This is a genomic window from Streptomyces sp. NPDC098789, assembly GCF_044759975.1.
GTDB lineage: Bacteria > Actinomycetota > Actinomycetes > Streptomycetales > Streptomycetaceae > Streptomyces.
On sequence record NZ_JBIWAJ010000001.1, the window covers coordinates 353,729 to 375,423 of the forward strand.

Sequence of the window (21,695 nt, forward strand, 5' to 3'; positions counted from 1 at the left end):
GCTCTACCATCGGGGGCCCTGCTCTTGAAAATTTTCCAGTAACACACGACACACAGCGACTTTCGAGGTGCGCACCTTGGCTTTCCAGATGCCGGACCGCGGCGGAGGCCCCTCCGGGCCACGGATGAGAGTCGGCCGCCCCTCCCGGCGCGCCCGGACTCTCCTGATGACCCTGGGAGTCCTGGCCGTCCTGGCCATGGCCTTCATCATGTTCGCGGGCTTCTGGACCGACTGGCTCTGGTTCCGCTCCGTCCACTACTCCACCGTCTTCACCACCACGCTCTGGACGAAGGTCGGCCTCTTCGCCGTCTTCGGCCTGGTCATGGCCGGCGCGGTCGGGTTCAACATCTGGCTGGCGCACCGGCTCCGGCCGCCGCTCAGCGCGATGTCGATGGAGCAGCAGAGCCTCGACCGCTACCGGATGAGCGTCGCGCCGTTCAAGAAGTGGCTGCTCCTGGGCATCGCGGTGCTCGTCGGGCTGATCGCGGGCGCCTCGGCGGCCGGACAGTGGAAGACCTGGCTCATGTACGTGAACGGGGTGCCCTTCGGGCAGAAGGACCCCCAGTTCCACATGGACGTGTCGTTCTACACCTTCGACCTGCCCTGGTACCGCTTCCTGCTCGGCTTCGGCTTCGCCGCCGCCGTGCTGTCGCTGATCGCCGCGGCCATCGTGCACTACCTGTACGGCGGCCTGCGCGTCACCAGCCCGGGCGCCCGCGCGACCGCCGCGGCCACCGGACACCTGTCGGTGCTGCTCGGCATCTTCGTCTCGCTCAAGGCCGTGGCCTACTGGCTCGACCGGTACGGCCTCGCCGTGAAGTCCAGTGACTTCAAGGCCGCCGACAACTGGACCGGCCTGCGCTACGTCGACGCCAACGCCTACCTGCCGGCCAAGACCATCCTCTTCTGCATCGCCGCGATCTGCGCCGCGCTGTTCTTCGCGACGCTGTGGCGCCGCACCTGGCAGCTGCCCGTGATCGGCTTCGGCCTGATGGTGCTCTCGGCCATCCTGATCGGCGGGCTCTACCCGGCGATCGTGCAGAAGTTCCAGGTCCAGCCGAACGAGCAGGCCAAGGAGTCGCCGTACGTCGAGAAGAACATCAAGGCGACGCGCGACGCCTACGGGATCGCCGGTTCCGACGTGAAGGACTACGCGGGCGTGCCCGCCGAGGGCACGGACAAGGCGAAGCTGCGGCAGGCCGCCGACACCACGGCCAGCGTCCGCCTCCTCGACCCCAACATCGTCTCCCCGGCCTTCCAGCAGCTCCAGCAGGTCAAGGGCTACTACGCCTTCCCGTCCACGCTCGCCGTGGACCGGTACAACGGCCAGGACACGGTCATCGGTCTGCGCGAGCTGAACATCGGCGGCATTCCGAAGAACAACTGGATCAACGACCACTTCAAGTACACGCACGGCTACGGCGTGGTCGCGGCCAAGGGCACCACCGTCAAGGACGGCGCTCCCGACTTCACCCAGTCCGACCTCCCCTCCAAGGGGATGTTCGGCACGGACTTCGAGCAGCGCATCTACTACGGCGAGCAGACGAAGCAGTACTCGATCGTCGGCGGACCGCAGAAGGAGCTCGACTACTCGGACGACAAGGGCGAGAAGGAGACCAGCTACACCGGGGACAGCGGGGTCAACCTCGACAACCCGATCAACCGGGCCGCCTACGCACTCGCCTTCAGCGAGCCGCAGATCATGTACTCCGGCGCCATCGGCAAGGGCTCGCGGATCCTCTACAACCGCACGCCCAAGGAGCGCGTCGAGGCGGTCGCCCCCTGGCTGACCATCGACGGCGCGCCCTACCCGGCGGTCGTCAAGGGCCGGGTCGTCTGGATCGTCGACGCCTACACGACGACCAACGGCTACCCCTACGCCTCGCGCACCACGCTGGGCGACAGCACCGCGGACTCGCTGACCAACAGCCAGCGCGCGGTGGTGGCCCAGGAGAACCAGGTCAACTACATCCGCAACTCGGTGAAGGCCACCGTCGACGCCTACGACGGCAAGGTCAACCTGTTCCAGTGGGACACCGAGGACCCGGTCCTCAAGACCTGGATGAAGGCGTTCCCGGGCACGGTCAAGGAGAAGAGCGAGATCTCCAAGGACCTGATGGCGCACCTGCGCTACCCGCAGGACCTCTTCAAGGTCCAGCGCGAGCTGCTGACCCGCTATCACGTCACCGACCCGCAGACCTTCCTCAGCGGCAGTGAGGCGTGGGCCGTCCCGGACGACCCGACGACCAAGGGCACGGCGGTCCCGCCGTACTACCTGTCGATGAAGATGCCGGGCCAGACCGAGAAGGACCAGGTCTTCTCGCTCACGACGACCTTCACGCCGAACGAGCGGGACAACCTGAGCGCCTTCATGGCGGTCAACGCCGATCCGGGCACCCCGGACTACGGCAAGATCCGCATCCTGAAGATGCCGACCAGCAAGCCGGTCGACGGTCCCAAGCAGGTCCAGAGCAAGTTCAACTCCGAACCCAAGATCGCCGAGTCCATCCGCCTGCTGCGCGGTGGCGACTCCGAGGTCGAGTACGGAAACCTGCTCGCGGTCCCGCTGGACGGCGGCATGCTCTACGTCGAGCCGGTGTACGTGCGCAGTTCCGGGCTGAAGTACCCGCTGCTGCGCAAGGTCCTCGTGACCTACGGCAACCAGACGGCCTTCGAGGACACCCTGGACAAGGCGCTCGGCGTGGTCTTCGGCGCGGACACGGCGACGCCGCCGACGACGCCGAACCAGCCGCCGCCGGGCGACGGCACCACCAAGCCGCCCGCCAACCAGGACCCGACGGTCAAGGCGGCCCTCGCGGACGCCTCGAAGGCCTTCGACGACGCCGACAAGGCCATGAAGGCCGGTGACTGGGCGGCGTACGGCAAGGCGCAGGCCGACCTCTCGGCGGCACTGAAGCGTGCGGTCGAGGCCGAGGGCAAGCTGACGACCCAGCCGAAGCCGGGGGGCTAGCCGCCCGGCGATCAAGGATGAGGGGTTCCGTTCCGCGTCGTGGTACTGTGGTTTTACCGACGCGGGGTGGAGCAGCTCGGTAGCTCGCTGGGCTCATAACCCAGAGGTCGCAGGTTCAAATCCTGTCCCCGCTACTGAAGATGAAGGCCCGGATCCATGGGATCCGGGCCTTCGTCGTGCCCGATCCTGGGCCGCGCGGCGGTGACCCGTGCCCACGGCACATGCGGGACACGCCACGCGGTAGCTGAGGTGGGTGAGTTGGGGCGGGAGCGTGTTTGACTTGTCCCATCGGGGGCAAGTCGACAAAGCGCTGTAGTGACCTCACTAGTGACCTCACTGGCTGCGACATACCAGGTGTACGCGGGTAGCAGGTGATGCGACGATGGGATTTATGGGGGACAGGTCAACTCTGCTGGAGACAGGGCGGTTTGTGAGGGCGGAGGCCGAAACGGGCACGGGAGCCGGTGAACCGGCCGCGGCCGTGAGCGCGGAGCCCGTACGGACCGGCGCCGACCAGCGGAACACGTACCGCACCGACGAGGTCTTCGACGGAGCCGAGGCCGACGCGGCGAGCGACGCCGAGTTGGAGGCCCGCCACCGCGGAGCCGCCGACAAGGGCGACCCCGGCGCCATGAGCGTGCTCGGGGCGCTGCTGCTGCGCCGCGGCGACCTGGCCGGGGCCGAGCCGTACCTGCGCGGAGCCACCGCCGCGGGAGACCGGGCGGCCGCCAACAACCTGGGCGTCCTGCTGCACCAGCGCGGCTACCCCGAGGACGCGGCCGGCTGGTGGCGGGTCGCCGCCGTGGCCGGATCCGCACCCGCCGCCCACGCGCTGGGCCGGCACTACCGCGAGCGGGGGGACGAGCCCGCCGCCGAGTACTGGCTGCGCCAGGCAGCGGAATCCGGCCACGCCCTCGGCGCCTTCGGGCTCGCCGACCTGCTGGCCCACCGCGGGGACGGCGGGGCCGAGCGGTGGCTGCGCGCCGCCGCCGAACAGGGCCACCGCGAGGCCGCCTACCGGCTCGCCCGGCACCTGCGCCGCCGCGAGCCCGCCGAGGCCGAGCAGTGGTACCGCCAGTCCGCCGCGCGCGGCCACCGGCGCGCCGCGCTGCACCTGGGCGCCCTGCTGGAGGCGCGCGGGGAGCTCAAGGAGGCCGGCCGCTGGTACCTCAGCTCCGCCAAGCAGGGCGAGGCGCGGGCCGCCTGCGCCCTGGGCTTCCTGCTGCGCGACGCGGGGGACGAGGACAACGCCGTCACCTGGTGGCTGCGGGCCGCCCAGGACGGCGACGGCAACGCGGCCAACGCGCTGGGCGCGCTGCACGCCGCGCGCGGGGAGACGCAGACCGCCGAGCGCTGGTACCGCAGCGCCATGGACGCGGGCGACCAGAACGGGGCGTACAACCTCGCCCTGCTGTGCGCGGCGCAGGACCGGACCGCGCAGGCCGAGCAGTGGTACCGCCGCGCCGCCTACGCCGGGCACCGCGAGGCGGCCAACGCGCTCGCCATCCTGCTGCTCCAGGGCGGCGACGCGGCCGGGGCCGAGCCGTGGTTCTCCAAGGCGGCGGAGGCGGGCAGCGTGGACGCCGCCTTCAACCTGGGCATCCTCTTCGCCAGCCGCGACGAGGACCGTACGGCGCTCAAGTGGTACGAGCGGGCGGCCTCGGCCGGGCACACGGACGCGGCCCTCCAGGTCGGCATCGCGCTGGTCCGCGACGGCGAGGAGCGGGCGGCCGAGCGGCACCTGCGCTGCGCGGCGGGCGGCGGCAGCGCGGAGGCCGCGTTCCGGCTGGCCGCGCTGCTGGAGTCGCTGGCCCCGCCGCCGGAGCCGGTGGCGCTGGGCGAGCCGATCGGCGGCGCGCCCAAGTCCGAGAGCGAGGAGTGGTACGAGCGGGCCGCCGAGGAGGGTCACCGCCGGGCCCAGGTCCGGGTGGGCATGATGGCCGCCGGGCGCGGTGACATGGTCGCGGCGGCGCGCTGGTACCGGGAGGCGGCGGAAGCCGGCTCCCGCAACGGCGCCTTCAACCTCGGGGTGCTGCTGGCCCGCGAGGGCAGCGAGCCCGAGGCCGCCCTGTGGTGGACCCGGGCCGCGGTGGCGGGGCACGGCCGCGCCGCGCTGCGGCTGGGGCTCTTCGCCGCGCGGCACGGGGACCTGGCCGAGGGGCAGAAGTGGTGCGCGCGGGCCATGGAGCTGGGGCCGGCGGAGGTCTCGGAGCGGGCCGCGCGGCTGCGCGAGGCGCTGGCCGAGGAACTGTCGGCCTGAGCCGGCGGCCCCGCGGGGCCGCCGTTCAATGGATTTGCTCCCGCAGGCGACCTTCGCGTAGAGTCATGTTTACCGACGCGGGGTGGAGCAGCTCGGTAGCTCGCTGGGCTCATAACCCAGAGGTCGCAGGTTCAAATCCTGTCCCCGCTACTGAAATACCGAAGGCCCGGATCCCCTGGATCCGGGCCTTCGGTCGTTCCCATGTGCGCAGACCCTACGACGAAGGGCCGGGGTGGAGACCCCGGCCCTTCGTCGTTTTCGTCTTCGTCTTCGTTTCCGTCTTCGTTGTGCTCGCGCTCTTCGCCGTACGGCTACGCGCCCGCGCAGTTCGGGCAGATGCCCCGGTAGGTCACCTCGACCGCGGAGACGGCGAAGCCGAAGCGCTCGCTGTCCGGCAGGTCGGCCAGCGGGTTGCCCGCCGGGAAGACGTCGCGGATCGCCCCGCACTGGGCGCAGACCAGGTGCTGGTGCGGGCGGTGCGCGTTGGGGTCGTAGCGCTTGGCGCGCCGGTGGTCCGTCGACACTTCGAGGATCTCACCCAGAGTGACGAGTTCGCCCAAGGTGTTGTAGACCGTCGCCCGGGAAATCTCCGGGAGCCTGGTCACGGCGCGCGCGTGCACCTCGTCCGCCGTCAGGTGAACGTGGTCACCGTCGAGCACCTCGGCCACGACTCGCCGCTGGGCAGTCATGCGCCAGCCGCGTCCGCGAAGTCTCTCCAGCAGGTCACTCATAGACGCCAGCCTAACAGCGAGGTGACTCGGTGTAGATCCCGAATCAGTGTGGACTTGGATGCTTACTTGACTTAGACAAAGTCCATCGTAGGATCGGTTACGGCAAACGCCAAGGACAGGACTTGCAGGAATGACGCAGGAGGCGCACGTGACGCAGGGACCGCTCACCACGGAGGCCGGGGCTCCGGTCGCCGACAACCAGAACAGCGAGACCGCGGGCGTCGGCGGCCCCGTCCTGGTCCAGGACCAGCTGCTGCTGGAGAAGCTCGCGCACTTCAACCGCGAGCGCATCCCGGAGCGCGTCGTGCACGCCCGTGGCGCGGGTGCCTACGGCACCTTCACCCTCACCCGTGACGTCTCCGAGTGGACCCGGGCGAAGTTCCTCTCCGAGGTCGGCAAGCAGACCGAGACCTTCCTGCGCTTCTCCACCGTCGCCGGCAACCTCGGTAGCGCGGACGCGGTGCGTGACCCCCGCGGCTGGGCGCTGAAGTTCTACACCGAAGAGGGCAACTACGACCTCGTCGGCAACAACACCCCGGTGTTCTTCATCAAGGACGCCATCAAGTTCCCGGACTTCATCCACACCCAGAAGCGCGACCCGTACACGGGCTCGCAGGAGGCCGACAACGTCTGGGACTTCTGGGGCCTGTCGCCCGAGTCGACCCACCAGGTGACCTGGCTCTTCGGTGACCGCGGCATCCCGGCGTCCTACCGCCACATGAACGGCTACGGCTCGCACACGTTCCAGTGGAACAACGAGGCCGGCGAGGTCTTCTGGGTCAAGTACCACTTCAAGACCGACCAGGGCATCAAGAACCTCACCCAGGCCGAGGCCAACGTCCTCGCGGGCGAGGACGCCGACTCGCACCAGCGCGACCTGCGCGAGTCGATCGAGCGCGGCGACTTCCCGACCTGGACCGTGCAGGTCCAGATCATGCCCGCGGCCGAGGCGGCCCAGTACCGCTTCAACCCGTTCGACCTCACGAAGGTGTGGCCGCACGAGGACTACCCGCCGATCGAGATCGGCAAGCTGGAGCTCAACCGCAACCCGGAGAACGTCTTCGCCGAGGTCGAGCAGTCGATCTTCTCCCCGGCGCACTTCGTCCCCGGCATCGGTCCGTCCCCGGACAAGATGCTCCAGGGTCGCCTCTTCGGCTACGGCGACGCCCACCGCTACCGCGTCGGCATCAACGCCGACCACCTGCCGGTGAACCGTCCGCACGCCACCGAGGCGCGCACCAACTCCCGTGACGGCTACCTCTACGACGGTCGCCACGCGGGTGCGAAGAACTACGAGCCGAACAGCTTCGGCGGCCCGAACCAGACGGACCGTCCGCTGTGGGAGCCGCTCCCCGTCACCGGGGGCACCGGCAACCACCCGGCCGCGGTGCACAGCGAGGACACCGACTTCGTCCAGGCCGGCAACCTCTACCGCCTGTACTCGGAGGACGAGAAGTCCCGCCTGATCGAGAACCTGTCGGGCTTCATCGCCAAGGTCTCGCGCGACGACATCGTCGAGCGCGCGATCAACAACTTCCGCCAGGCGGACGGCGACTTCGGCAAGCGGCTCGACGCCGCGGTCCAGGCCCTTCGCGGCTGATCGGATCTCTTGTCGTAGGCGACGGGCCGGTACCCCCACGGGGGTGCCGGCCCGTCGGCCTTCCCGCCCGCTTCCCGGGCGGGCGCGCGGGACGGCGGGTCGGGCTCAGCGCAAGGGGGACGGGGAGGGCAGGATCGTACGCCGCTGCGGCAGCCAGCACCGGATGATGTCGCGCACGGAGACGATGCCCACCGGCCCGCCGTCCTCCAGCACGATCAGATGCCGGAAGCCGCCGCGGACCATGGCCTCGGCGGCTTCGTTCAGCGTGGCGTCGGGAGTGCAGAACACCACGTCGGTAGTGGCGTGCGCGCTCAGGATCTCGCGGTCGGGATCGTGCCCCGCGCCGATCGAATTGAGGATGTCACGTTCGGTCAGGATGCCGATGCCGCTGTGTTCCGGATCGAGCACGACGGCCGCGCCGACGTGCCGGCCGGACATCAGGCACGCGGCCTGCCGGAGGGTATGGGTGGGACCGAGGGTGAGGATCAGGGTGCTCATGGCGTCACGGACAAGCATCATGAAGACAGCCACCTCCTAGGGGTGAGACCCTCCGCCCGGTTCACAAACCCACAAGCGGAGGAGCCCCAGATTCCCACGGACACGGAGTGTCATCAAGAGGGCGCACTCAGTCGCTCGGGCGCAAGTACCCGAGCAGCTCATCGTGCAGCACGCCGTTGGACGCCGCCGCGTTGCCGCCGTGCACGCCGTCGATCCCGTCCAGGCCGGTGAAACGCCCCCCGGCCTCCTGTACGACGATCGCGTTCGCCGCCATGTCCCACAGGGACAGCTCCGGCTCCGCGCAGATGTCCACCGCACCCTCGGCGACGAGCATGTACGGCCAGAAGTCCCCGTACGCCCGGGTCCGCCACACCGCGCGGGTCAGGTCCAGGAAGCCGGGCAGCAGCCCGCGCTCCTCCCAGCCGCCCAGCGAGGCGTACGAGAAGGAGGCGTCGGTCAGCGAGGCGACCTTGGAGACCCCGATCCGGGTCCCGTCCGCCGGTCCGCGCCCCGTGTACGCCCCGCCGCCCTCGGCGGCCCACCAGCGACGGCCGAGCGCGGGCGCGGACACCACGCCGACCACCGGCCGCCAGGTGCCGTCGGCGCCCTCCACCATCAGGGAGATCAGCGTGGCCCACACCGGGACCCCGCGCACGTAGTTCTTCGTACCGTCGATGGGGTCGACGACCCAGCGCCGCGGGCCCGTGCCCTCGACCCCGTACTCCTCGCCGAGGATCGCGTCCTGCGGCCGCGCGGCCAGGATGCCCGCGCGGATCAGCTCCTCCGCGGCCTTGTCGGCCTCGCTCACCGGAGTCATGTCGGGCTTGGTCTCGACCTTGAGGTCGAGGGCCTGGAAGCGGGCCATCGTGGCCACGTCGGCGGCGTCGGCGAGCTCGTGGGCAAGGCGAAGGTCATCGTCATACTCGGGCATGGCCGAACAGTATCGACATCGGATCGGCCGGACCAACGGTGTCCACGATCAAGCCGCACACCGGCCGACGGCCGCTCTTGACAGGCTCCGCGCACGCGTCAACCCTGACGGACAGACGAGCGGAGGCGAAGATGCCGGCAGCGCGGGAGTCCTTGCTTGAGGCGGCGGTGGCGGCGCTCGCGGCGCGCCCGTGGCCCGTGGTGCGGATGGTGGAAGTGGCCGCCGCGGCCGGGGTGTCCCGGCAGACCCTCTACAACGAGTTCGGTGGCAAGGACGGCCTGGGCCGGGCGCTGGTCCGCCGCGAGACCGAGCGCTACCTCGCCGGAGTGGACCGGGTGCTCGGCGCCGAGGAGGGCGCCCACGAGCGGATGGCCGAGCTGGCGAGCTGGACCGTACGCACCGCCCGCGCGCACCCCTTGTTACGGGCCCTGCTCACCGGATGCTGGGACGCGCGGCTCCCGCTGCTCGTGCCCGGACCGCGCCCGGAGGAGCTCACCCGGGCGGTCCGGGACCGGGCCGCCGCCGCGCTGGCGCCGGGGGAGTGGACCGCGTACCGCTGCGAGCTGGTCGTGCGCCTGGCCCTGTCCTACGTGGTCGCGCCCGGCGGGGACGCCCCGCTGGGGGACCTCGCCCTCTTCGGAGCGGGCCGCGGGCTCAGTGCGCCGACCCGGACAGCTGGAGACCGATGACCCCGAGGATGACCAGCGAGATCGAGACCAGCTTGAGGGTGGAGACCAGGTCGCCGAGGAAGATCATGCCGTAGATGGCGGTACCGGCCGCGCCGATGCCCGTCCAGACCGCGTAGGCCGGACCGACGTCGAGCTTCTTCAGCGCCATCGTGAGCAGGCCGAAGCTGCCCAGGGCGAAGCACGCGAAGGCGATGGTCGGCCACAGCCGGGTGAAACCGTGGGACAGCTTGAGGCAGACCGCGAAACCGGTCTCCAGGATTCCCGCGACCACGACGAGCAGCCACGCCATGTCGAATGCCTCCCCGCGCTCGTGCGGCCCGGCTCGCGCCGGCGCCGCTTGGTGCGATTATGCATTTACCAGACATGGCGTCCGGCAAACCCCGCCGGACGATCGACCACCGTCCGGCGAAGGCCGATCAGTCGCCCTCGCGGCGCTCACGCGTCTGGAGCAGCCGTCGCAGCGAGTACAGCCGCGCCGGATCCGCGTGACCGTCCTCCACCCACTGGTCCAACGCGCAGTCCGCCTCGTCGTGACTGCACGCGCGCGGGCAGCCCTCGGTCCCCGGCACCAGCTCCGGGAAGGCCAGGATCACCCGGGACGGGTCCACGTGGTGCAGGCCGAAGGAGCGCACGCCCGGGGTGTCGATGACCCAGCCGTCCCCGCCCGGCAGCGGCAGCGCGAGCGCCGAGGTGGTGGTGTGCCGGCCGCGGCCGGTCACCGCGTTGACGACGCCGGTCGCGCGCTGGCGGCCCTCGGCGACCAGCGAGTTCACCAGCGTGGTCTTGCCGACGCCCGAGTGGCCGACGAAGGCGGTGATCCGGCCGTTCAGGCGCTCGCGCACCCGTTCGGCCGCGTCGCCCGTCGCCAGCTCCTCACGGTTGGTGACCACGTAGTTCAGGCCGAAGGTCGAGTAGATCTCCAGGATCTTGTCCGCGGAGGTCAGGTCGGACTTCGTGAGCACCAGCAGCGGTTCGAGCCCCGCGTCGTACGCCGCCACCAGACAGCGGTCGATCATCCGGGGCCGCGGCTCCGGATCCGCCAGTGCCGTCACGATGGCCAGCTGGTCGGCGTTGGCGACGACCACGCGCTCGTACGGATCGTCGTCGTCGGCGGTGCGGCGCAGCACCGACTTGCGCTCCTCGATCCGCACGATCCGCGCCAGCGTGTCCTTCTTGCCCGACAGGTCGCCGACGATCCAGACCAGGTCGCCGACCACCGCCGCCTTGCGCCCCAGCTCGCGGGACTTCATCGCGTGGATCGTGCGGCCGTCGACCAGGCAGGTCAGCCGCCCCCGGTCCACCGTCAGGACGAAGCCCTCGGCGGCGTCCTCGTGCTTGGGGCGGATGCTGGTCCGCGGCCGGTTGCCCTTGGGGTTGGGCCGCTGGCGGATGTCGTCCTCGTCGGTGTGCTTGCCGTACCTGCGCATGACGGTCCCTACGCTCCCGCTCCGGTTCCGGTTCCGGTTTCGGCGAGCATGTCCGCCCACATCCGCGGGAAGTCCGGCAGGGTCTTCGCGGTCGTGGCCACGTTCTCGATCAGCACGCCCGGCACCGCCAGGCCGATCACCGCGCCCGCGGTGGCCATCCGGTGGTCGTCGTAGGTGTGGAAGGTCCCGCCGTGCAGCGGGCGCGGGCGGATGCGCAGGCCGTCCGCGGTCTCGGTGACGTCGCCGCCGAGCGCGTTGATCTCCGCGGTCAGGGCCGCCAGCCGGTCCGTCTCGTGCATCCGCAGGTGCTGCACCCCGCGCAGGACCGACTCGGAGTCGGCCAGCGCGGCCACCGCCGCGACGCCCGGGGTCAGCTCGCCGACGTCACCGAGGTCCACGTCGATGCCGTGGATCTTGCCGGACCCGGTGAACACCAGGCCCGCGTCGGTCAGCTCGCACGAGCCGCCCATCTCGGTGAAGATCGCCCGCAGCGCGTCGCCGGGCTGCGTGGTGCGCCGCGGCCAGTCGGGGACGGTCACCGTGCCGCCGGTGATCAGCGCGGCCGCCATGAAGGGCTGCGCGTTCGACAGGTCGGGCTCGACGACCATGTCGCGGCCCAGCAGCGCGCCGGGCGTCACCCGCCACACGTTCTTCTCGCCGCCCGCCTCGGGGGTGTCCACCTGGGCGCCGGCCGCGCGCAGCATCTCCACCGTCATCCGGATGTGCGGCATCGACGGCAGGTTGCTGCCCACGTGCCGGACCTCGACGCCCTGGTTGAAGCGCGGGGCGGAGAGCAGCAGCGCGGAGACGAACTGCGAGGAGTTGGTCGCGTCGATCTCGACCGTGCCGCCCTCCAGGGCGCCGCCGCCGTGGACGGTCAGGGGCAGCGCGCCCCGGCCGTCGTCGTCGATGCGGGCGCCCAGGGCGCGCAGTGCGTTGATGACCTCGCCGAGCGGGCGCTCGTAGGAGCGCGGGTCGCCGTCGAAGCGGATGTCGCCGGCGGCCAGGGTGGCCACGGGCGGCAGGAAGCGCATGACCGTGCCCGCGTTGCCGACGTCCACCGTCGCGGGGCCGTGCAGGGCCGCCGGGATGATCCGCCAGGCCTCGCCCGTCTCGCCGTCGCCCGCGGAGCTGGAGGAGACCGTTTCCTCGATGCCCACGCCCATCGCCCGCAGCGAGTCCGCCATCAGCTGGGAGTCCCGCGAGCGCAGCGGCCGGCGCACCCATCCGGGCTCGGCGGAGAGGGCGGCCAGCACCAGGGCCCGGTTGGTGACCGATTTGGACCCGGGGACGGTGACGGAGGCGCGCACGGGCCCGTCGGCTAGGGGGGCGGGCCAGAGGGCGGACGGCGCGGGGGTGTCGGTCATGGCCCTCACTTTAGTTGGTCGGGCGCGACCCAGATCTTGATCGGCTCACAGGTCCACGAGCCAGCGCCCGCCGCCGATCAGCGAACACAGCGAGACGGCGTGGAAGAGGAACAGCCACATCACCGGGTGCACGTGCGTGAGCCGCCCGAGCTGGTCCGCGTCGGAGTCCGGGGCCCCGCCGCCGCGCCGCTTGTGCTGGAGCTCGAAGACCGGACGCACGCCGCCCAGCAGCAGGAACCACACCACGCCGTAGGCGAACGCCGCCTGTACCTCGGCCGGGGCCAGCCAGGACACGAGCAGGAACGCCCCGCCGGACAGGAAGACGGTCAGCACGCCGTACGCGTTGCGGATCATGAGCAGCATCGCCAGCAGCAGTGCGGTGGCCACCCACAGCAGCAGGGTGATCCGGTGCGCGGCCAGCAGCCAGGCCCCGCCCAGTCCCAGCAGGGAGGGCGCGGTGTAGCCGGCGGCGGCCGTCAGGATCATGCCGATCCCGGTCGGCCGGCCCCGGCTCACCGTGAGCCCGCTCGTGTCCGAGTGCAGCCGGATCCCGTCGAGCCTGCGCCCGGTGAGCACCGCGATCAGCCCGTGCCCGCCCTCGTGCGCGATGGTCACGGCGTTGCGGGAGAGCAGCCAGAGCGGCCGGGGCACCACCACGGCCAGCGCGACGACGGCCGTGGCGATCACCAGCCAGAGTTCTGGCGCGGTCTGTATACCGGTGAGCCGGTCCCACAGGCCGGCGGCGGAGAGGGTGTGCGTGTCGTCCACGGGTGTGCCGGCTCCTTGCGGTGGTGATCGGGTGTCGTGGCAGTCTGGCAGCCCTGTGCGGAAGGCGTGCCCGTGTGATGAGGACGCACGGGGCACCGGCTGAGGTTCCGGCCTCGGGGCAGCGGGAGAATTTTCCACGCTGGTATTAGGCCTACTATCCCGGTTTCCTGTTCTCTCAACTGTGATCGCTTGACCCCCTGGCCACGTGGTCGAGAGCATCGGACAGGACAACCGAAGGCCTCACAGCAGGGGCGGCGCCGCCGCTACCAAGGGGGACTGCATGGCAGTGACACGGCTGGTCGGGGAGTGCGAGAAGGGGTCGTGCGCGACGCTGTACCGCCTCGACGGCACAGGGGACCTCCTGGTGCAGGGCTATGACGTGGAGGACGCGGGGGCGCTGGTCGGCATCGAGATCCCTGTCGGTGAGACAGTCGTCCGCATCCCCGCCGAGATCATCGAGAGGTACGTTCGTGAACATCTCACCCGATGAATTCGAGAATCTGTTCGCCACTTTTCACCGCGAGGCGTTCCGGCTGGAAACCCTGGACGACTACAGCGGCTCGTCGAACCCGGAGATGATCCGTGCGTTCCTCGCCGGTGAGCCTCAACCTGAGAGCTACAATCAGCAATGGGCCGATGAAGTGCGCGGAAACATCGATGCGGGAAAGCGCATGTACCGCGTCCACATCATCTCCCGCCCCATGACGGACTACCTTCGCTTCGAACTCGGGTGGGGATACCGGAAGAACGCGAAAGCCGGGGAAGAGTTCTTCATTCTTGACACCACGCATGAACCGAACCCCCTCGAAGGCGTCCCGGACTTCTGGATGTTCGATGAATCATCCGTGGTGTCCATGAAGTATGCGGAAGGCGGAAAATTCCTCGGCGCGGAGTCACATCCCCATCCGGCTGATTGGCTGGAGTGGCGGGACGTCGCTCTGGGGCGGGCTGTTCCCTTCGCTGCATGGTGGGAGCAGTACGGAGACGCGTGAACGGAACAGACCTGGGGCGAGCGCTGCGGGAATTGCGAGTAGCCAGCGGAAAGCAGGCGAAAGTAGTCGCCCGCAGCGCCGTCATGTCCCCGAGCAAGCTGAGCAAGATCGAGAACGGGGTTCTGCCCCCGAGCGTTCTCGACGTGGAACGTGTCTTGGAGGCCCTGGGGGTCTCGCCTGAGGTCCGGGCCGAGCTGGCGGAGGCCGCGCGGCATGTAGCCACTGAAGCCACAGCGTGGCGCATCTATCGGCGTACGGGACTGCACAAGCATCAGGAAGAGATCCAGGCGATGGAGGCGCAGACGGATCTGCTCAGGGTTTTCCAGTGCTCCTGCATTCCCGGCCTGCTTCAGACTCCCGAGTATGTGCGCGGAGTGCAAAGAGGGTCGGAGCTGACCGATGATGCTCTTGAGGAGATGATCGGTGCGCGTCTGCGTCGTCAGGAAGTCCTGTACGACCGATCCCGCACATTCGACTTTCTCGTCACGGAGTCGGTGCTCAGGTGGAAGCTGGTGCCGGCCCCTATGATGGCTGCGCAACTGGACAGGCTCATCACCATGTCCAGGATGCCGAACGTTCGGATCGGGATCGTTCCTCTCTCGGCTTCGATGCCCGGGCTTCCCACGTCCTCCTTCGTCCTGTTCGACAGCCGGCTCGTCATTGTGGAAATCCCTCACGCTGAGATCACCACCAGCGAAGTCAGGGACATCGCCCTGTACGAGAACAAATATCGGATGTTCGACCGCGTGGCCCTTTCAGGTGAAGGCATGCGGGATCTCGTCACAGGAATTCGCGACGACTTCTTGAGGGAACAGGAAATTTCCTAGATCTCACCTCCCGATCCGGACACCATGAGCTGCCGATGCACGGAGACGGCAGCGAAGGGTGCGACATGGCAAAGGCTCAGCAGGCGGAGGCCCTGGCGTTCGACCGGGGCGAGTGGGAGTACCTGACCTACGCGCCCGGGCAGGTGTGCGCGGCCTGCAAGTGCGAGGTCGGGCCGCTGGAGCCCGTTCGGCGGGGGAGTGTCGGCCGTGCGCCGGGTGCGTCCGCGGTGGTCTACCGGCACCCCACGTGCCCCGGCGCCGGGGGCGCGGCCGCGTGATGGACATGCGGACGTGGCGGGACGGTCACGCACGGGCCGCTGACGCCTTGGAATCCCTGCGCGCCGCCTTGGTCGGGCTCGGGGTGCCGGAGGCCGCGTGGACCGGCATGTGGCCCACGGTCACCTCCGACGGCCTGCCCCACGTCCACCTGGGGATGCTCCCGGCCGACGCGGTGGAGCGGATGGCCGAGGCCCTGAGGGGCGCGGAGGCCGCCGCGCGTTGAGGTCGCGCGAGTGGTCCCGCGCTTGCGGAAGATCGCCCGCCCCCGGCTCCGGCGGACAGCCGTCTGCCACTCTTGAACGTGTCGGCGGAGAGGTGAGGGGGAGCGCCATGTGCGGAAGGTTCGCGGCGAGTCGTGGGCCGGAGGAACTGGCGGGCGCGTTCGGGGTGGAGCGGTGGGAGCCCGCCGAGGCCCTGGCGCCGGACTGGAACGTCGCGCCGACGAAGGAGGTCCTCGTCGTCCTCGACCGGCCGCTGAAGGACGCGGCCGAGCGGCGTCCGGTTCGCCAGCTGCGCCGCCTGAAGTGGGGGCTGGTCCCCTCCTGGGCCAAGGACCCCGAGGGCGCCGCCCGGATGATCAACGCCCGGTCCGAGACCCTGCACGAGAAGCCGTCCTTCCGTCGCCCCTTCGCCCGGCAGCGCTGCATCGTCCCGGCCGACGGCTACTACGAGTGGGTCACCGCCCACGACGAGCGGCAGCTGGAGGTCGAGGGCAAGAAGAAGCGGGCCCGCAAGCAGCCCTACTTCGTGCTCCCCGACGACGGCGCGGTCTTCGCGATGGCCGGGATATACGAGTTCTGGCGCGACCGGACCCTGCCCGACGAGCACCCGCTCGCCTGGTGGGCCACCTGCTCGGTGATCACCGCCGAGGCCGAGACCGGCCCGCTCGGGGTGGCGCCCGCCGAGGGGCCGCGCTCGCTCTCCGACATCCACCCCCGGATGCCGCTCATGCTGACCCCGGACCGCTGGGACGCCTGGCTCGACCCGGCGCGCACCGACGAGGCCGAGCTGCGGGCCCTGCTGGCGCCGCCGCCGGGCGGGCGGATGCGGGCCTATCCGGTCTCCACCTCGGTCAGCAACGTCCGCAACAACGGGCCCGAGCTGCTGACGGAGCTGGAGGCGCCCGAGGAGGCCACGCTCTTCTAGCTTCCACCGCCCCGACGCCGGTGTCCCGCAGGATGGGGGCATGAGCACGCCTACGCAGCACGTCCAGAGCGTCGACACCCCGGCGGGCGAGGCCCGGATCACCTGGCACCCGGCGGCGCGGCCGCGGCTGGTACTGGCCGTCAGCCACGGCGCCGGCGGCGGGATCGAGGCCCGGGACCTGGTCGCGCTGGCGGCCGCCCTGCCGGCCCGGGGGATCACCGTCGCCCTCGTGGAGCAGCCCTGGCGGGTGGCCGGGAAGAAGGTGGCGGCCGCGCCGAAGGTGCTGGACACGGGCTGGCGGGCGCTGTGGCCCGCACTGGGCGGCCCCGGCCTGCCGGTGGTCGCCGGCGGGCGCAGCGCGGGGGCCCGGGTGGCCTGCCGGACCGCCGCCGAGCTGGGAGCGGCCGGGGTGCTGGCGCTGGCCTTCCCGCTGCATCCGCCGGGCCGGCCCGAGAAGACCCGGCTGGCCGAGCTGCTGGGCGCCGGGCGGCCGACGCTGGTGGTACAGGGCGGCCGGGACCCCTTCGGAGGCCCCGCGGAGTTCCCGGCTCCGGGCGCGGGGGACACGTACCGGCTCGTGGAGGTGGCGTACGGCGATCACGGCTTCGCGGTGCCGAAGCGGGCGGCGACCACCCAGGAGGAGGCCCTCGCGGTGATCACGGACGCGGTGGCGGACTGGCTCGTGGACCTGCCCGTTTGAGATTTTCCGAGGCGCCTCCGAGGCCCCTCTCGGACCCCGGTTCCGGGCGGTGTCCGGAGTCGACCTGACACATTCCCGGAGCGCGTGGGGGCATGTGAGCGACCTCGCATTCCAGCCTTTCCGGAACTCCGGGGAAACTCGCCGGGCGGCGGGGAATGCCGTGCCCCGGCCCCGCTGTTGTGCGGGATGTCGGAACGTACGGAATCTCGCCGGAGGAGAGGGAGCGCATGACCCAGGTCATCAGTCAGAACCGTCCGCAGGCCGCCAGCGGCCTGGAGTGGACGGTGCTGCCCGGGTCCAAGCACGGTGCCCCTCGGGCGGCGGATGGCCGGGAAGGTCGACTATTCTCCGATTCGAGCGGGTCCGCTTTCGGAGCCGCCACGCTGTCGGAGGAGGTGGGTCCTGTCGCTGGGACCGACGAAGGCCACGCGGAGGAGACGACCCCGGAGCGCAATGCGCGCTTCGAGCGGGACGCCCTCGGCTACCTCGACCAGATGTACTCGGCCGCGCTGCGCATGACGCGCAATCCGGCCGACGCCGAGGACCTGGTCCAGGAGACGTATGCGAAGGCGTACGCGTCCTTCCACCAGTTCCGCGAGGGCACCAACCTCAAGGCGTGGCTCTACCGCATTCTGACGAACACCTTCATCAACTCCTACCGCAAGAAGCAGCGCGAACCCCAGCGCAGTGCGGCGGAGGAGATCGAGGACTGGCAGCTGGCGCGCGCCGAGTCGCACATGTCGACCGGTTTGCGTTCCGCCGAATCGCAGGCGCTCGATCACCTGCCCGATTCGGATGTGAAGGAAGCACTCCAGGCCATTCCGGAAGAGTTCCGCATCGCCGTCTATCTCGCGGACGTAGAGGGCTTTGCCTACAAGGAGATCGCGGACATCATGGGTACACCCATCGGTACGGTCATGTCGCGACTGCATCGTGGGCGCCGCCAACTCCGCGGAATGCTGGAGGACTACGCCCGTGAGCGCGGGCTGGTCCCCGCCGGCGCGGGAGAGTCGAACGACGGGAAAGGCTCGGGCTCATGAGCTGCGGAGATCCGCACGAGACGGAGTGCTCTGAGGTCTTGGACCACTTGTATGAGTTCCTGGACCGCGAGATGCCGGACAGCGACTGCACGAAGTTCGAAACGCACTTCGGCGAGTGCAATCCCTGCTTGGAGAAGTACGGCCTGGAACAGGCCGTGAAGAAGCTGGTCAAGCGCTGCTGCGGGTCGGACGACGTACCGCAGGACCTGCGCTCGAAGGTGATGGGCCGGATCGAGCTGATCCGCTCGGGACAAGCCGTACCCGATCACGACGTGACGGCGGCGCCGCCGAGTCCCGCCGCTCCCGCCGCTCCCGCCGCTCCGGCGACGGGCTGATCCCTTTCCGAGGGAACGGGTGCCCCCGGAAAGCGACTTCGTTCACCCGAAGGTGCTAATCCAGGGGCCTCCGGACGGCCCAACACGCGAATGTGGCCCGCTCGCCGCGGGCCACACCTATTCTCCCCTTCCGGTACCGGTTGTTTTTCCGTACCTGGCTCGAAGGTTCCGGGGGAGGAGAGCGCCATGCGGGGACTTCCGCCGGCGGCGCGCGCCTACGTCCTCTGTGCCGTCCTCGGCACCCTCGCCTGCGTCCTGCCCGCGCTGCTCGGCTCCGGCACGCCCCGGGCCGCCGTCGCCATGCTCGCCGTCCTCTACCTCGCCTGCGAGCTGGCCAAGGTCTGCCCGCGGCTCGGCGGGCGGGCGCCCGCGGGCATCGGGGCCTTCTTCCCCGTCGTCCTCGCCGCCGTCTTCCTGCTGCCGCCCTCCGCCGCCGCGCTGGTCGCCCTCCCCGGCGCGCTCGCCGGGGCCGCGGCCGAGCCCCCCGCCGCGGTGCGCCGGGCCTGGCACGGGGCGCAGCAGGCGCTTGCAGCCTGGGCCGCGGGGGTCACCTTCGCCCTGCTCGGCGGTCCCGCCGCGCTCGGCGGCGCCGCCCACCCCGGGGGAGCGGTCGCGGACTTCCCCTACGTGATGCTCCCGGCGGCCCTCGCGGCCGTCGTCTTCTGCCTGGTGCTCACCGCCCTCGAAGCGGGCGTGCTGGCCACCGCCGAGCGGCGGCCGGCGGCGACCGCCTGGCGCGCGCCGCTCGCCCTCTCCCTCGCCCCGCACTGCGTGCACGGCCTGGCGGGGCTCATGATGGCCGTCATGTGGCGCAGCCCCTACGGGCCGCCCGCGGCGCTGCTGGTGCTGCTGCCGATGTACATCTCCTGCTGGGTCTTCGCCCAGTACCACCACGAACGGGCGGCCCACCGGTCCACCATCCGCGCCCTCGTGCAGGCCGTCGACCTCAAGGACCGCTACACGCGCGGCCACAGCGAGCGGGTCGGCCAGGCGTCCGCGATGATCGCCCGCGAACTGGGCATGGCCGAGGACCGCCTGGAGGTGGTCCGGATCGCCGGGATCCTGCACGACGTCGGCAAGATCGGCGTGCCCACCCGGCTGCTGCGCAAGGACGGTCCGCTGACCCCGGAGGAGCGCCGGATCATCGAACTCCACCCCGAGTACGGGCACGAGATGGTCCGCGGCATCGGCTTCCTCGGCGAGGCGCGGTCCGCGATCCTGCACCACCACGAGCGGGTGGACGGCTCCGGCTACCCGTACGGCCTGGCCGGCGGTCAGATCCCCGTCCTCGCCCGGGTGGTGGCGGTGGCCGACGCCTTCGACGCGATGACCTCGACCCGCTCCTACAGCCGGGCCCGGCCGGTACCGACGGCGCTGGGCGAGCTGGAGCGCTGCGCGGGGGCCCAGTTCGACCCCGACATGGTGGGCGCGCTGGTACGGGCGATCGGCCGGCACGGCTGGCACCCGGTGGTCACCTCGGACGAGGAGCTCCAGGTGATCCCCCAGTCCGCACCGGCGGCGGCCCCCGCCGCCGCGCCCGTACGGGCCCCCGCGCCGCCGCCGGGTCTGCCGGGGCTGCCCGCCCAGAACGGCGACTCCCGGGCGCACACGGCCGCCGGCGGAGCCACCGCCGGCCCGGGAGCCACCACCGGCCCCGGAGCGACCGGATGAGGGACCGGGGCGCCAAGGCCGTCCGCGCGGCCGCCGCCCTGCTCACCGCGGCGGCCCTCGCGCACACCCTGTGGTTCGGCGTGAGCGGCCCCGGCACCGCCCTCGCCTTCGGCCTGCTCATCACCCTCGGCGAACTCGCCCGCCGGGACCCGCCCGGTCCGAGCGGGCGCCCGGGGGCCGGTCCGCCGCAGGCCGGTCCGCCGCGGATCGGACCCTTGCGGGCCGAGGACCGCCAGCCCGCGCCCCTGGGGTCCGCCGCGGCCCTCGCCTACGCCCTGCTCGGGGCGGACGCGGGGCAGCCCACCCACCACGGCGCGCTCCAGGTCGTCGCCGTCGTCGTCGCGGCCGCCCTCGTCGGGATCGCCGCGCAGGTGGCCCGCGGCCGCGGGCCCGCGGTCGACCACGTGGCCCGCCGGGTCCTCACCGTCGGCTTCGCCGCCGCCTGCTTCCAGCCGCTGCACAACTCCGGCCGGCTGGAGGAGCAGGTCGGCCGGGGCCCGTACCTGGTGCTCTTCCTGCTCCTCCTGCTCGGCCTCACCGCCCTGTGCGACGCGGTGCTCGCCGCCGCGCTGGCCGGACTGCGCACCGGGTGGCCGTACGGACCGCTGCTGCGGGACGAGCTGCGCGCCCTGCTCGGCATCGGCTCGGCGATCTGCGCCACCGGCGTGGTGATGGCCCTGGGGGTGGCGGTCGCCGGGCTCTGGGCGCTGCCCGTCCTCAGCGTGCCCCTGCTGCTCACTCAGATGTCCTTCCGCCGGATCGACGCCGTCCGCACCACCTACCGGCAGACGATCACCTCGCTGGCCCGGGCCACCGAGATCGCCGGCTACACCCGGCCCGGGCACGCCCGCCGGGTCGCCGCCCTCAGCTGCGCCGTGGGCCGGGAGCTGGGCCTCTCGCAGCGGGAGCTGATCGTCCTGGAGTACGCCGCCCTGATGCACGACATCGGACAGCTCTCCCTCGTCGACCCGGTCCCCGCCGGGGCCACCGCCCCGCTGCCCGCCGCCGAGGCCCGCCGGATCGCCGTGCTGGGCGGTGAGGTGGCCCGCCAGACCGGGGTGTCCGCCGAGGTCGCCGTGGTCGTCGAGAGACAGGCCGACCCCTACCGCGACCAGCCGGTCCTGGCCCGCATCGTGCGGACCGCCAACGCCTACGACGACCTGGTGGGCGGCTCCCGTCACCCGGGCGGCTCACTGGCCGCGCTGGAGCAGCTGCGCCTCGGCACGGCCCACGACCACCATCCCGACGTCGTCGAGTGCCTCGCGTACGTTTTGCGGCGGAACAGTTCGAGGCGGGATGGTGCCCGCCTGGAGCGGCCGAAACGGGATGCGCGGGGGCGCGGCGGACGTGCCAGAGTTGTACCTGGCCGACCTGGGTAACCCATGGGTAATGAGCGGCCGTATCCGTGGGCATGGTTGGATGCGAAGTGAGAGTGTCCGCAAGGCTGCACTGTTGCATCGTTG

At 71.2% G+C, this 21,695-nt stretch carries 22 protein-coding genes and 2 tRNA genes; 17 read left to right on the forward strand and 7 right to left on the reverse strand.

The features are described 5' to 3' along the window. Positions 1 to 88 precede the first annotated feature (88 nt). From ACIQWR_RS01825 to ACIQWR_RS01840, 4 genes are all read left to right on the forward strand, one after another. Entirely contained in the window at positions 89 to 2,971 is a 2,883-nt protein-coding gene (locus ACIQWR_RS01825) for a UPF0182 family protein (protein WP_404005016.1), read from the forward strand. 60 nt (positions 2,972 to 3,031) lie between these two features. After that, a tRNA-Met gene (locus ACIQWR_RS01830) sits at positions 3,032 to 3,105 on the forward strand. A 257-nt stretch (positions 3,106 to 3,362) separates the two neighbouring features. After that, positions 3,363 to 5,231, forward strand: a complete 1,869-nt coding sequence (locus tag ACIQWR_RS01835) for a sel1 repeat family protein (protein ID WP_404004248.1) — start codon at positions 3,363 to 3,365, stop codon at positions 5,229 to 5,231. 76 nt (positions 5,232 to 5,307) lie between these two features. Then, positions 5,308 to 5,381 (forward strand) — tRNA-Met (locus ACIQWR_RS01840). 161 nt (positions 5,382 to 5,542) lie between these two features. Here ACIQWR_RS01840 and ACIQWR_RS01845 read toward each other — a convergent pair. Next, positions 5,543 to 5,962 carry a Fur family transcriptional regulator gene (locus ACIQWR_RS01845; RefSeq protein WP_399260084.1) on the reverse strand — a complete coding sequence of 140 codons (420 nt, stop codon included), beginning with the start codon at positions 5,960 to 5,962 and terminating at the stop codon, positions 5,543 to 5,545. Between the two features lie 130 nt (positions 5,963 to 6,092). Between ACIQWR_RS01845 and ACIQWR_RS01850 the strand changes: the two genes are divergently transcribed. Continuing rightward, positions 6,093 to 7,562, forward strand: a complete 1,470-nt coding sequence (locus ACIQWR_RS01850) for a catalase (RefSeq protein ID WP_385788522.1) — start codon at positions 6,093 to 6,095, stop codon at positions 7,560 to 7,562. A gap of 105 nt (positions 7,563 to 7,667) precedes the next feature. Here the strand turns inward: ACIQWR_RS01850 and ACIQWR_RS01855 are convergent, their stop codons facing one another. Both ACIQWR_RS01855 and hisN read right to left on the reverse strand, forming a co-directional pair. Then, positions 7,668 to 8,078, reverse strand: a complete 411-nt coding sequence (locus tag ACIQWR_RS01855) for a CBS domain-containing protein (RefSeq protein ID WP_330335180.1) — start codon at positions 8,076 to 8,078, stop codon at positions 7,668 to 7,670. A 109-nt stretch (positions 8,079 to 8,187) separates the two neighbouring features. After that, positions 8,188 to 8,991: a histidinol-phosphatase gene (gene hisN, locus ACIQWR_RS01860; RefSeq protein ID WP_404004252.1), complete on the reverse strand. Its 804-nt coding sequence runs from the start codon at positions 8,989 to 8,991 to the stop codon at positions 8,188 to 8,190. Between the two features lie 131 nt (positions 8,992 to 9,122). Between hisN and ACIQWR_RS01865 the strand changes: the two genes are divergently transcribed. Further along, positions 9,123 to 9,680, forward strand: coding sequence for a TetR/AcrR family transcriptional regulator (locus ACIQWR_RS01865; protein ID WP_404004255.1), 558 nt, complete (start codon positions 9,123 to 9,125; stop codon positions 9,678 to 9,680). Here the strand turns inward: ACIQWR_RS01865 and ACIQWR_RS01870 are convergent. The 4 genes from ACIQWR_RS01870 to ACIQWR_RS01885 all read right to left on the reverse strand — a co-directional run bounded on the left by ACIQWR_RS01870 (position 9,646) and on the right by ACIQWR_RS01885 (position 13,242). Then, positions 9,646 to 9,969 carry a DMT family transporter gene (locus ACIQWR_RS01870; protein ID WP_399260092.1) on the reverse strand — a complete coding sequence of 108 codons (324 nt, stop codon included), beginning with the start codon at positions 9,967 to 9,969 and terminating at the stop codon, positions 9,646 to 9,648. The genes ACIQWR_RS01865 and ACIQWR_RS01870 overlap by 35 nt on opposite strands. 127 nt (positions 9,970 to 10,096) lie before the next feature. Continuing rightward, positions 10,097 to 11,107 (reverse strand): ribosome small subunit-dependent GTPase A, encoded by a 1,011-nt coding sequence (gene rsgA, locus ACIQWR_RS01875; RefSeq protein WP_404004257.1) that lies wholly within the window; start codon positions 11,105 to 11,107, stop codon positions 10,097 to 10,099. Positions 11,108 to 11,115: 8 nt separating this feature from the next. Beyond that, positions 11,116 to 12,474 carry a 3-phosphoshikimate 1-carboxyvinyltransferase gene (gene aroA / locus ACIQWR_RS01880; RefSeq protein ID WP_404004260.1) on the reverse strand — a complete coding sequence of 453 codons (1,359 nt, stop codon included), beginning with the start codon at positions 12,472 to 12,474 and terminating at the stop codon, positions 11,116 to 11,118. A 45-nt stretch (positions 12,475 to 12,519) separates the two neighbouring features. Continuing rightward, on the reverse strand, positions 12,520 to 13,242 hold the full coding sequence (locus ACIQWR_RS01885) for a M50 family metallopeptidase (RefSeq protein WP_404004263.1): 723 nt from the start codon (positions 13,240 to 13,242) through the stop codon (positions 12,520 to 12,522). A 280-nt stretch (positions 13,243 to 13,522) separates the two neighbouring features. On the opposite strand from ACIQWR_RS01885, the gene ACIQWR_RS01890 reads away from it, so the two are divergent. From ACIQWR_RS01890 to ACIQWR_RS01940, 11 genes are all read left to right on the forward strand, one after another. Then, positions 13,523 to 13,732 (forward strand): hypothetical protein, encoded by a 210-nt coding sequence (locus ACIQWR_RS01890; RefSeq protein WP_404004265.1) that lies wholly within the window; start codon positions 13,523 to 13,525, stop codon positions 13,730 to 13,732. Further along, positions 13,713 to 14,234, forward strand: a complete 522-nt coding sequence (locus tag ACIQWR_RS01895; protein WP_404004268.1) for a DUF6879 family protein — start codon at positions 13,713 to 13,715, stop codon at positions 14,232 to 14,234. Before ACIQWR_RS01890 ends, ACIQWR_RS01895 begins: the two co-directional genes overlap by 20 nt. Continuing rightward, positions 14,231 to 15,061: a helix-turn-helix domain-containing protein gene (locus tag ACIQWR_RS01900; RefSeq protein ID WP_404004270.1), complete on the forward strand. Its 831-nt coding sequence runs from the start codon at positions 14,231 to 14,233 to the stop codon at positions 15,059 to 15,061. The genes ACIQWR_RS01895 and ACIQWR_RS01900 overlap by 4 nt, the downstream gene beginning before the upstream one ends. 65 nt (positions 15,062 to 15,126) lie before the next feature. After that, a complete protein-coding gene (locus ACIQWR_RS01905) occupies positions 15,127 to 15,339 on the forward strand; it encodes a hypothetical protein (protein ID WP_404004272.1) in 213 nt (70 codons plus the stop codon). Continuing rightward, positions 15,339 to 15,563, forward strand: coding sequence for a hypothetical protein (locus tag ACIQWR_RS01910; protein ID WP_404004274.1), 225 nt, complete (start codon positions 15,339 to 15,341; stop codon positions 15,561 to 15,563). Before ACIQWR_RS01905 ends, ACIQWR_RS01910 begins: the two co-directional genes overlap by 1 nt. A gap of 107 nt (positions 15,564 to 15,670) precedes the next feature. Then, a complete protein-coding gene (locus tag ACIQWR_RS01915; RefSeq protein ID WP_404004277.1) occupies positions 15,671 to 16,486 on the forward strand; it encodes an SOS response-associated peptidase in 816 nt (271 codons plus the stop codon). 40 nt (positions 16,487 to 16,526) lie between these two features. Beyond that, positions 16,527 to 17,186, forward strand: coding sequence for an alpha/beta family hydrolase (locus tag ACIQWR_RS01920; protein WP_404004280.1), 660 nt, complete (start codon positions 16,527 to 16,529; stop codon positions 17,184 to 17,186). Between the two features lie 395 nt (positions 17,187 to 17,581). Beyond that, a complete protein-coding gene (locus ACIQWR_RS01925; protein ID WP_385782695.1) occupies positions 17,582 to 18,226 on the forward strand; it encodes a sigma-70 family RNA polymerase sigma factor in 645 nt (214 codons plus the stop codon). Further along, positions 18,223 to 18,561 carry a mycothiol system anti-sigma-R factor gene (gene rsrA, locus ACIQWR_RS01930; protein ID WP_404004282.1) on the forward strand — a complete coding sequence of 113 codons (339 nt, stop codon included), beginning with the start codon at positions 18,223 to 18,225 and terminating at the stop codon, positions 18,559 to 18,561. The genes ACIQWR_RS01925 and rsrA overlap by 4 nt, the downstream gene beginning before the upstream one ends. A gap of 186 nt (positions 18,562 to 18,747) precedes the next feature. Beyond that, positions 18,748 to 20,232: an HD-GYP domain-containing protein gene (locus tag ACIQWR_RS01935; RefSeq protein WP_404004284.1), complete on the forward strand. Its 1,485-nt coding sequence runs from the start codon at positions 18,748 to 18,750 to the stop codon at positions 20,230 to 20,232. Beyond that, positions 20,229 to 21,611, forward strand: a complete 1,383-nt coding sequence (locus ACIQWR_RS01940) for an HD-GYP domain-containing protein (protein ID WP_404004286.1) — start codon at positions 20,229 to 20,231, stop codon at positions 21,609 to 21,611. Before ACIQWR_RS01935 ends, ACIQWR_RS01940 begins: the two co-directional genes overlap by 4 nt. Positions 21,612 to 21,695 lie beyond the last annotated feature (84 nt).

Excerpts from the sequence above, each read along its gene's own strand:
- ACIQWR_RS01835 (WP_404004248.1), top strand. The coding sequence starts at position 3,363 with ATGGGGGACAGGTCAACTCTGCTGGAGACAGGGCGGTTTGTGAGGGCG.
- ACIQWR_RS01870 (WP_399260092.1), bottom strand. The coding sequence starts at position 9,969 with ATGGCGTGGCTGCTCGTCGTGGTCGCGGGAATCCTGGAGACCGGTTTC.
- ACIQWR_RS01920 (WP_404004280.1), top strand. The coding sequence starts at position 16,527 with ATGAGCACGCCTACGCAGCACGTCCAGAGCGTCGACACCCCGGCGGGC.
- ACIQWR_RS01890 (WP_404004265.1), top strand. The coding sequence starts at position 13,523 with ATGGCAGTGACACGGCTGGTCGGGGAGTGCGAGAAGGGGTCGTGCGCG.
- rsgA (WP_404004257.1), bottom strand. The coding sequence starts at position 11,107 with ATGCGCAGGTACGGCAAGCACACCGACGAGGACGACATCCGCCAGCGG.
- ACIQWR_RS01855 (WP_330335180.1), bottom strand. The coding sequence starts at position 8,078 with ATGCTTGTCCGTGACGCCATGAGCACCCTGATCCTCACCCTCGGTCCC.
- ACIQWR_RS01845 (WP_399260084.1), bottom strand. The coding sequence starts at position 5,962 with ATGAGTGACCTGCTGGAGAGACTTCGCGGACGCGGCTGGCGCATGACT.
- ACIQWR_RS01935 (WP_404004284.1), top strand. The coding sequence starts at position 18,748 with ATGCGGGGACTTCCGCCGGCGGCGCGCGCCTACGTCCTCTGTGCCGTC.
- ACIQWR_RS01905 (WP_404004272.1), top strand. The coding sequence starts at position 15,127 with ATGGCAAAGGCTCAGCAGGCGGAGGCCCTGGCGTTCGACCGGGGCGAG.
- ACIQWR_RS01825 (WP_404005016.1), top strand. The coding sequence starts at position 89 with ATGCCGGACCGCGGCGGAGGCCCCTCCGGGCCACGGATGAGAGTCGGC.
- rsrA (WP_404004282.1), top strand. The coding sequence starts at position 18,223 with ATGAGCTGCGGAGATCCGCACGAGACGGAGTGCTCTGAGGTCTTGGAC.
- aroA (WP_404004260.1), bottom strand. The coding sequence starts at position 12,474 with ATGACCGACACCCCCGCGCCGTCCGCCCTCTGGCCCGCCCCCCTAGCC.
- ACIQWR_RS01865 (WP_404004255.1), top strand. The coding sequence starts at position 9,123 with ATGCCGGCAGCGCGGGAGTCCTTGCTTGAGGCGGCGGTGGCGGCGCTC.
- ACIQWR_RS01910 (WP_404004274.1), top strand. The coding sequence starts at position 15,339 with ATGGACATGCGGACGTGGCGGGACGGTCACGCACGGGCCGCTGACGCC.
- ACIQWR_RS01915 (WP_404004277.1), top strand. The coding sequence starts at position 15,671 with ATGTGCGGAAGGTTCGCGGCGAGTCGTGGGCCGGAGGAACTGGCGGGC.
- ACIQWR_RS01940 (WP_404004286.1), top strand. The coding sequence starts at position 20,229 with ATGAGGGACCGGGGCGCCAAGGCCGTCCGCGCGGCCGCCGCCCTGCTC.
- ACIQWR_RS01850 (WP_385788522.1), top strand. The coding sequence starts at position 6,093 with ATGACGCAGGAGGCGCACGTGACGCAGGGACCGCTCACCACGGAGGCC.
- hisN (WP_404004252.1), bottom strand. The coding sequence starts at position 8,991 with ATGCCCGAGTATGACGATGACCTTCGCCTTGCCCACGAGCTCGCCGAC.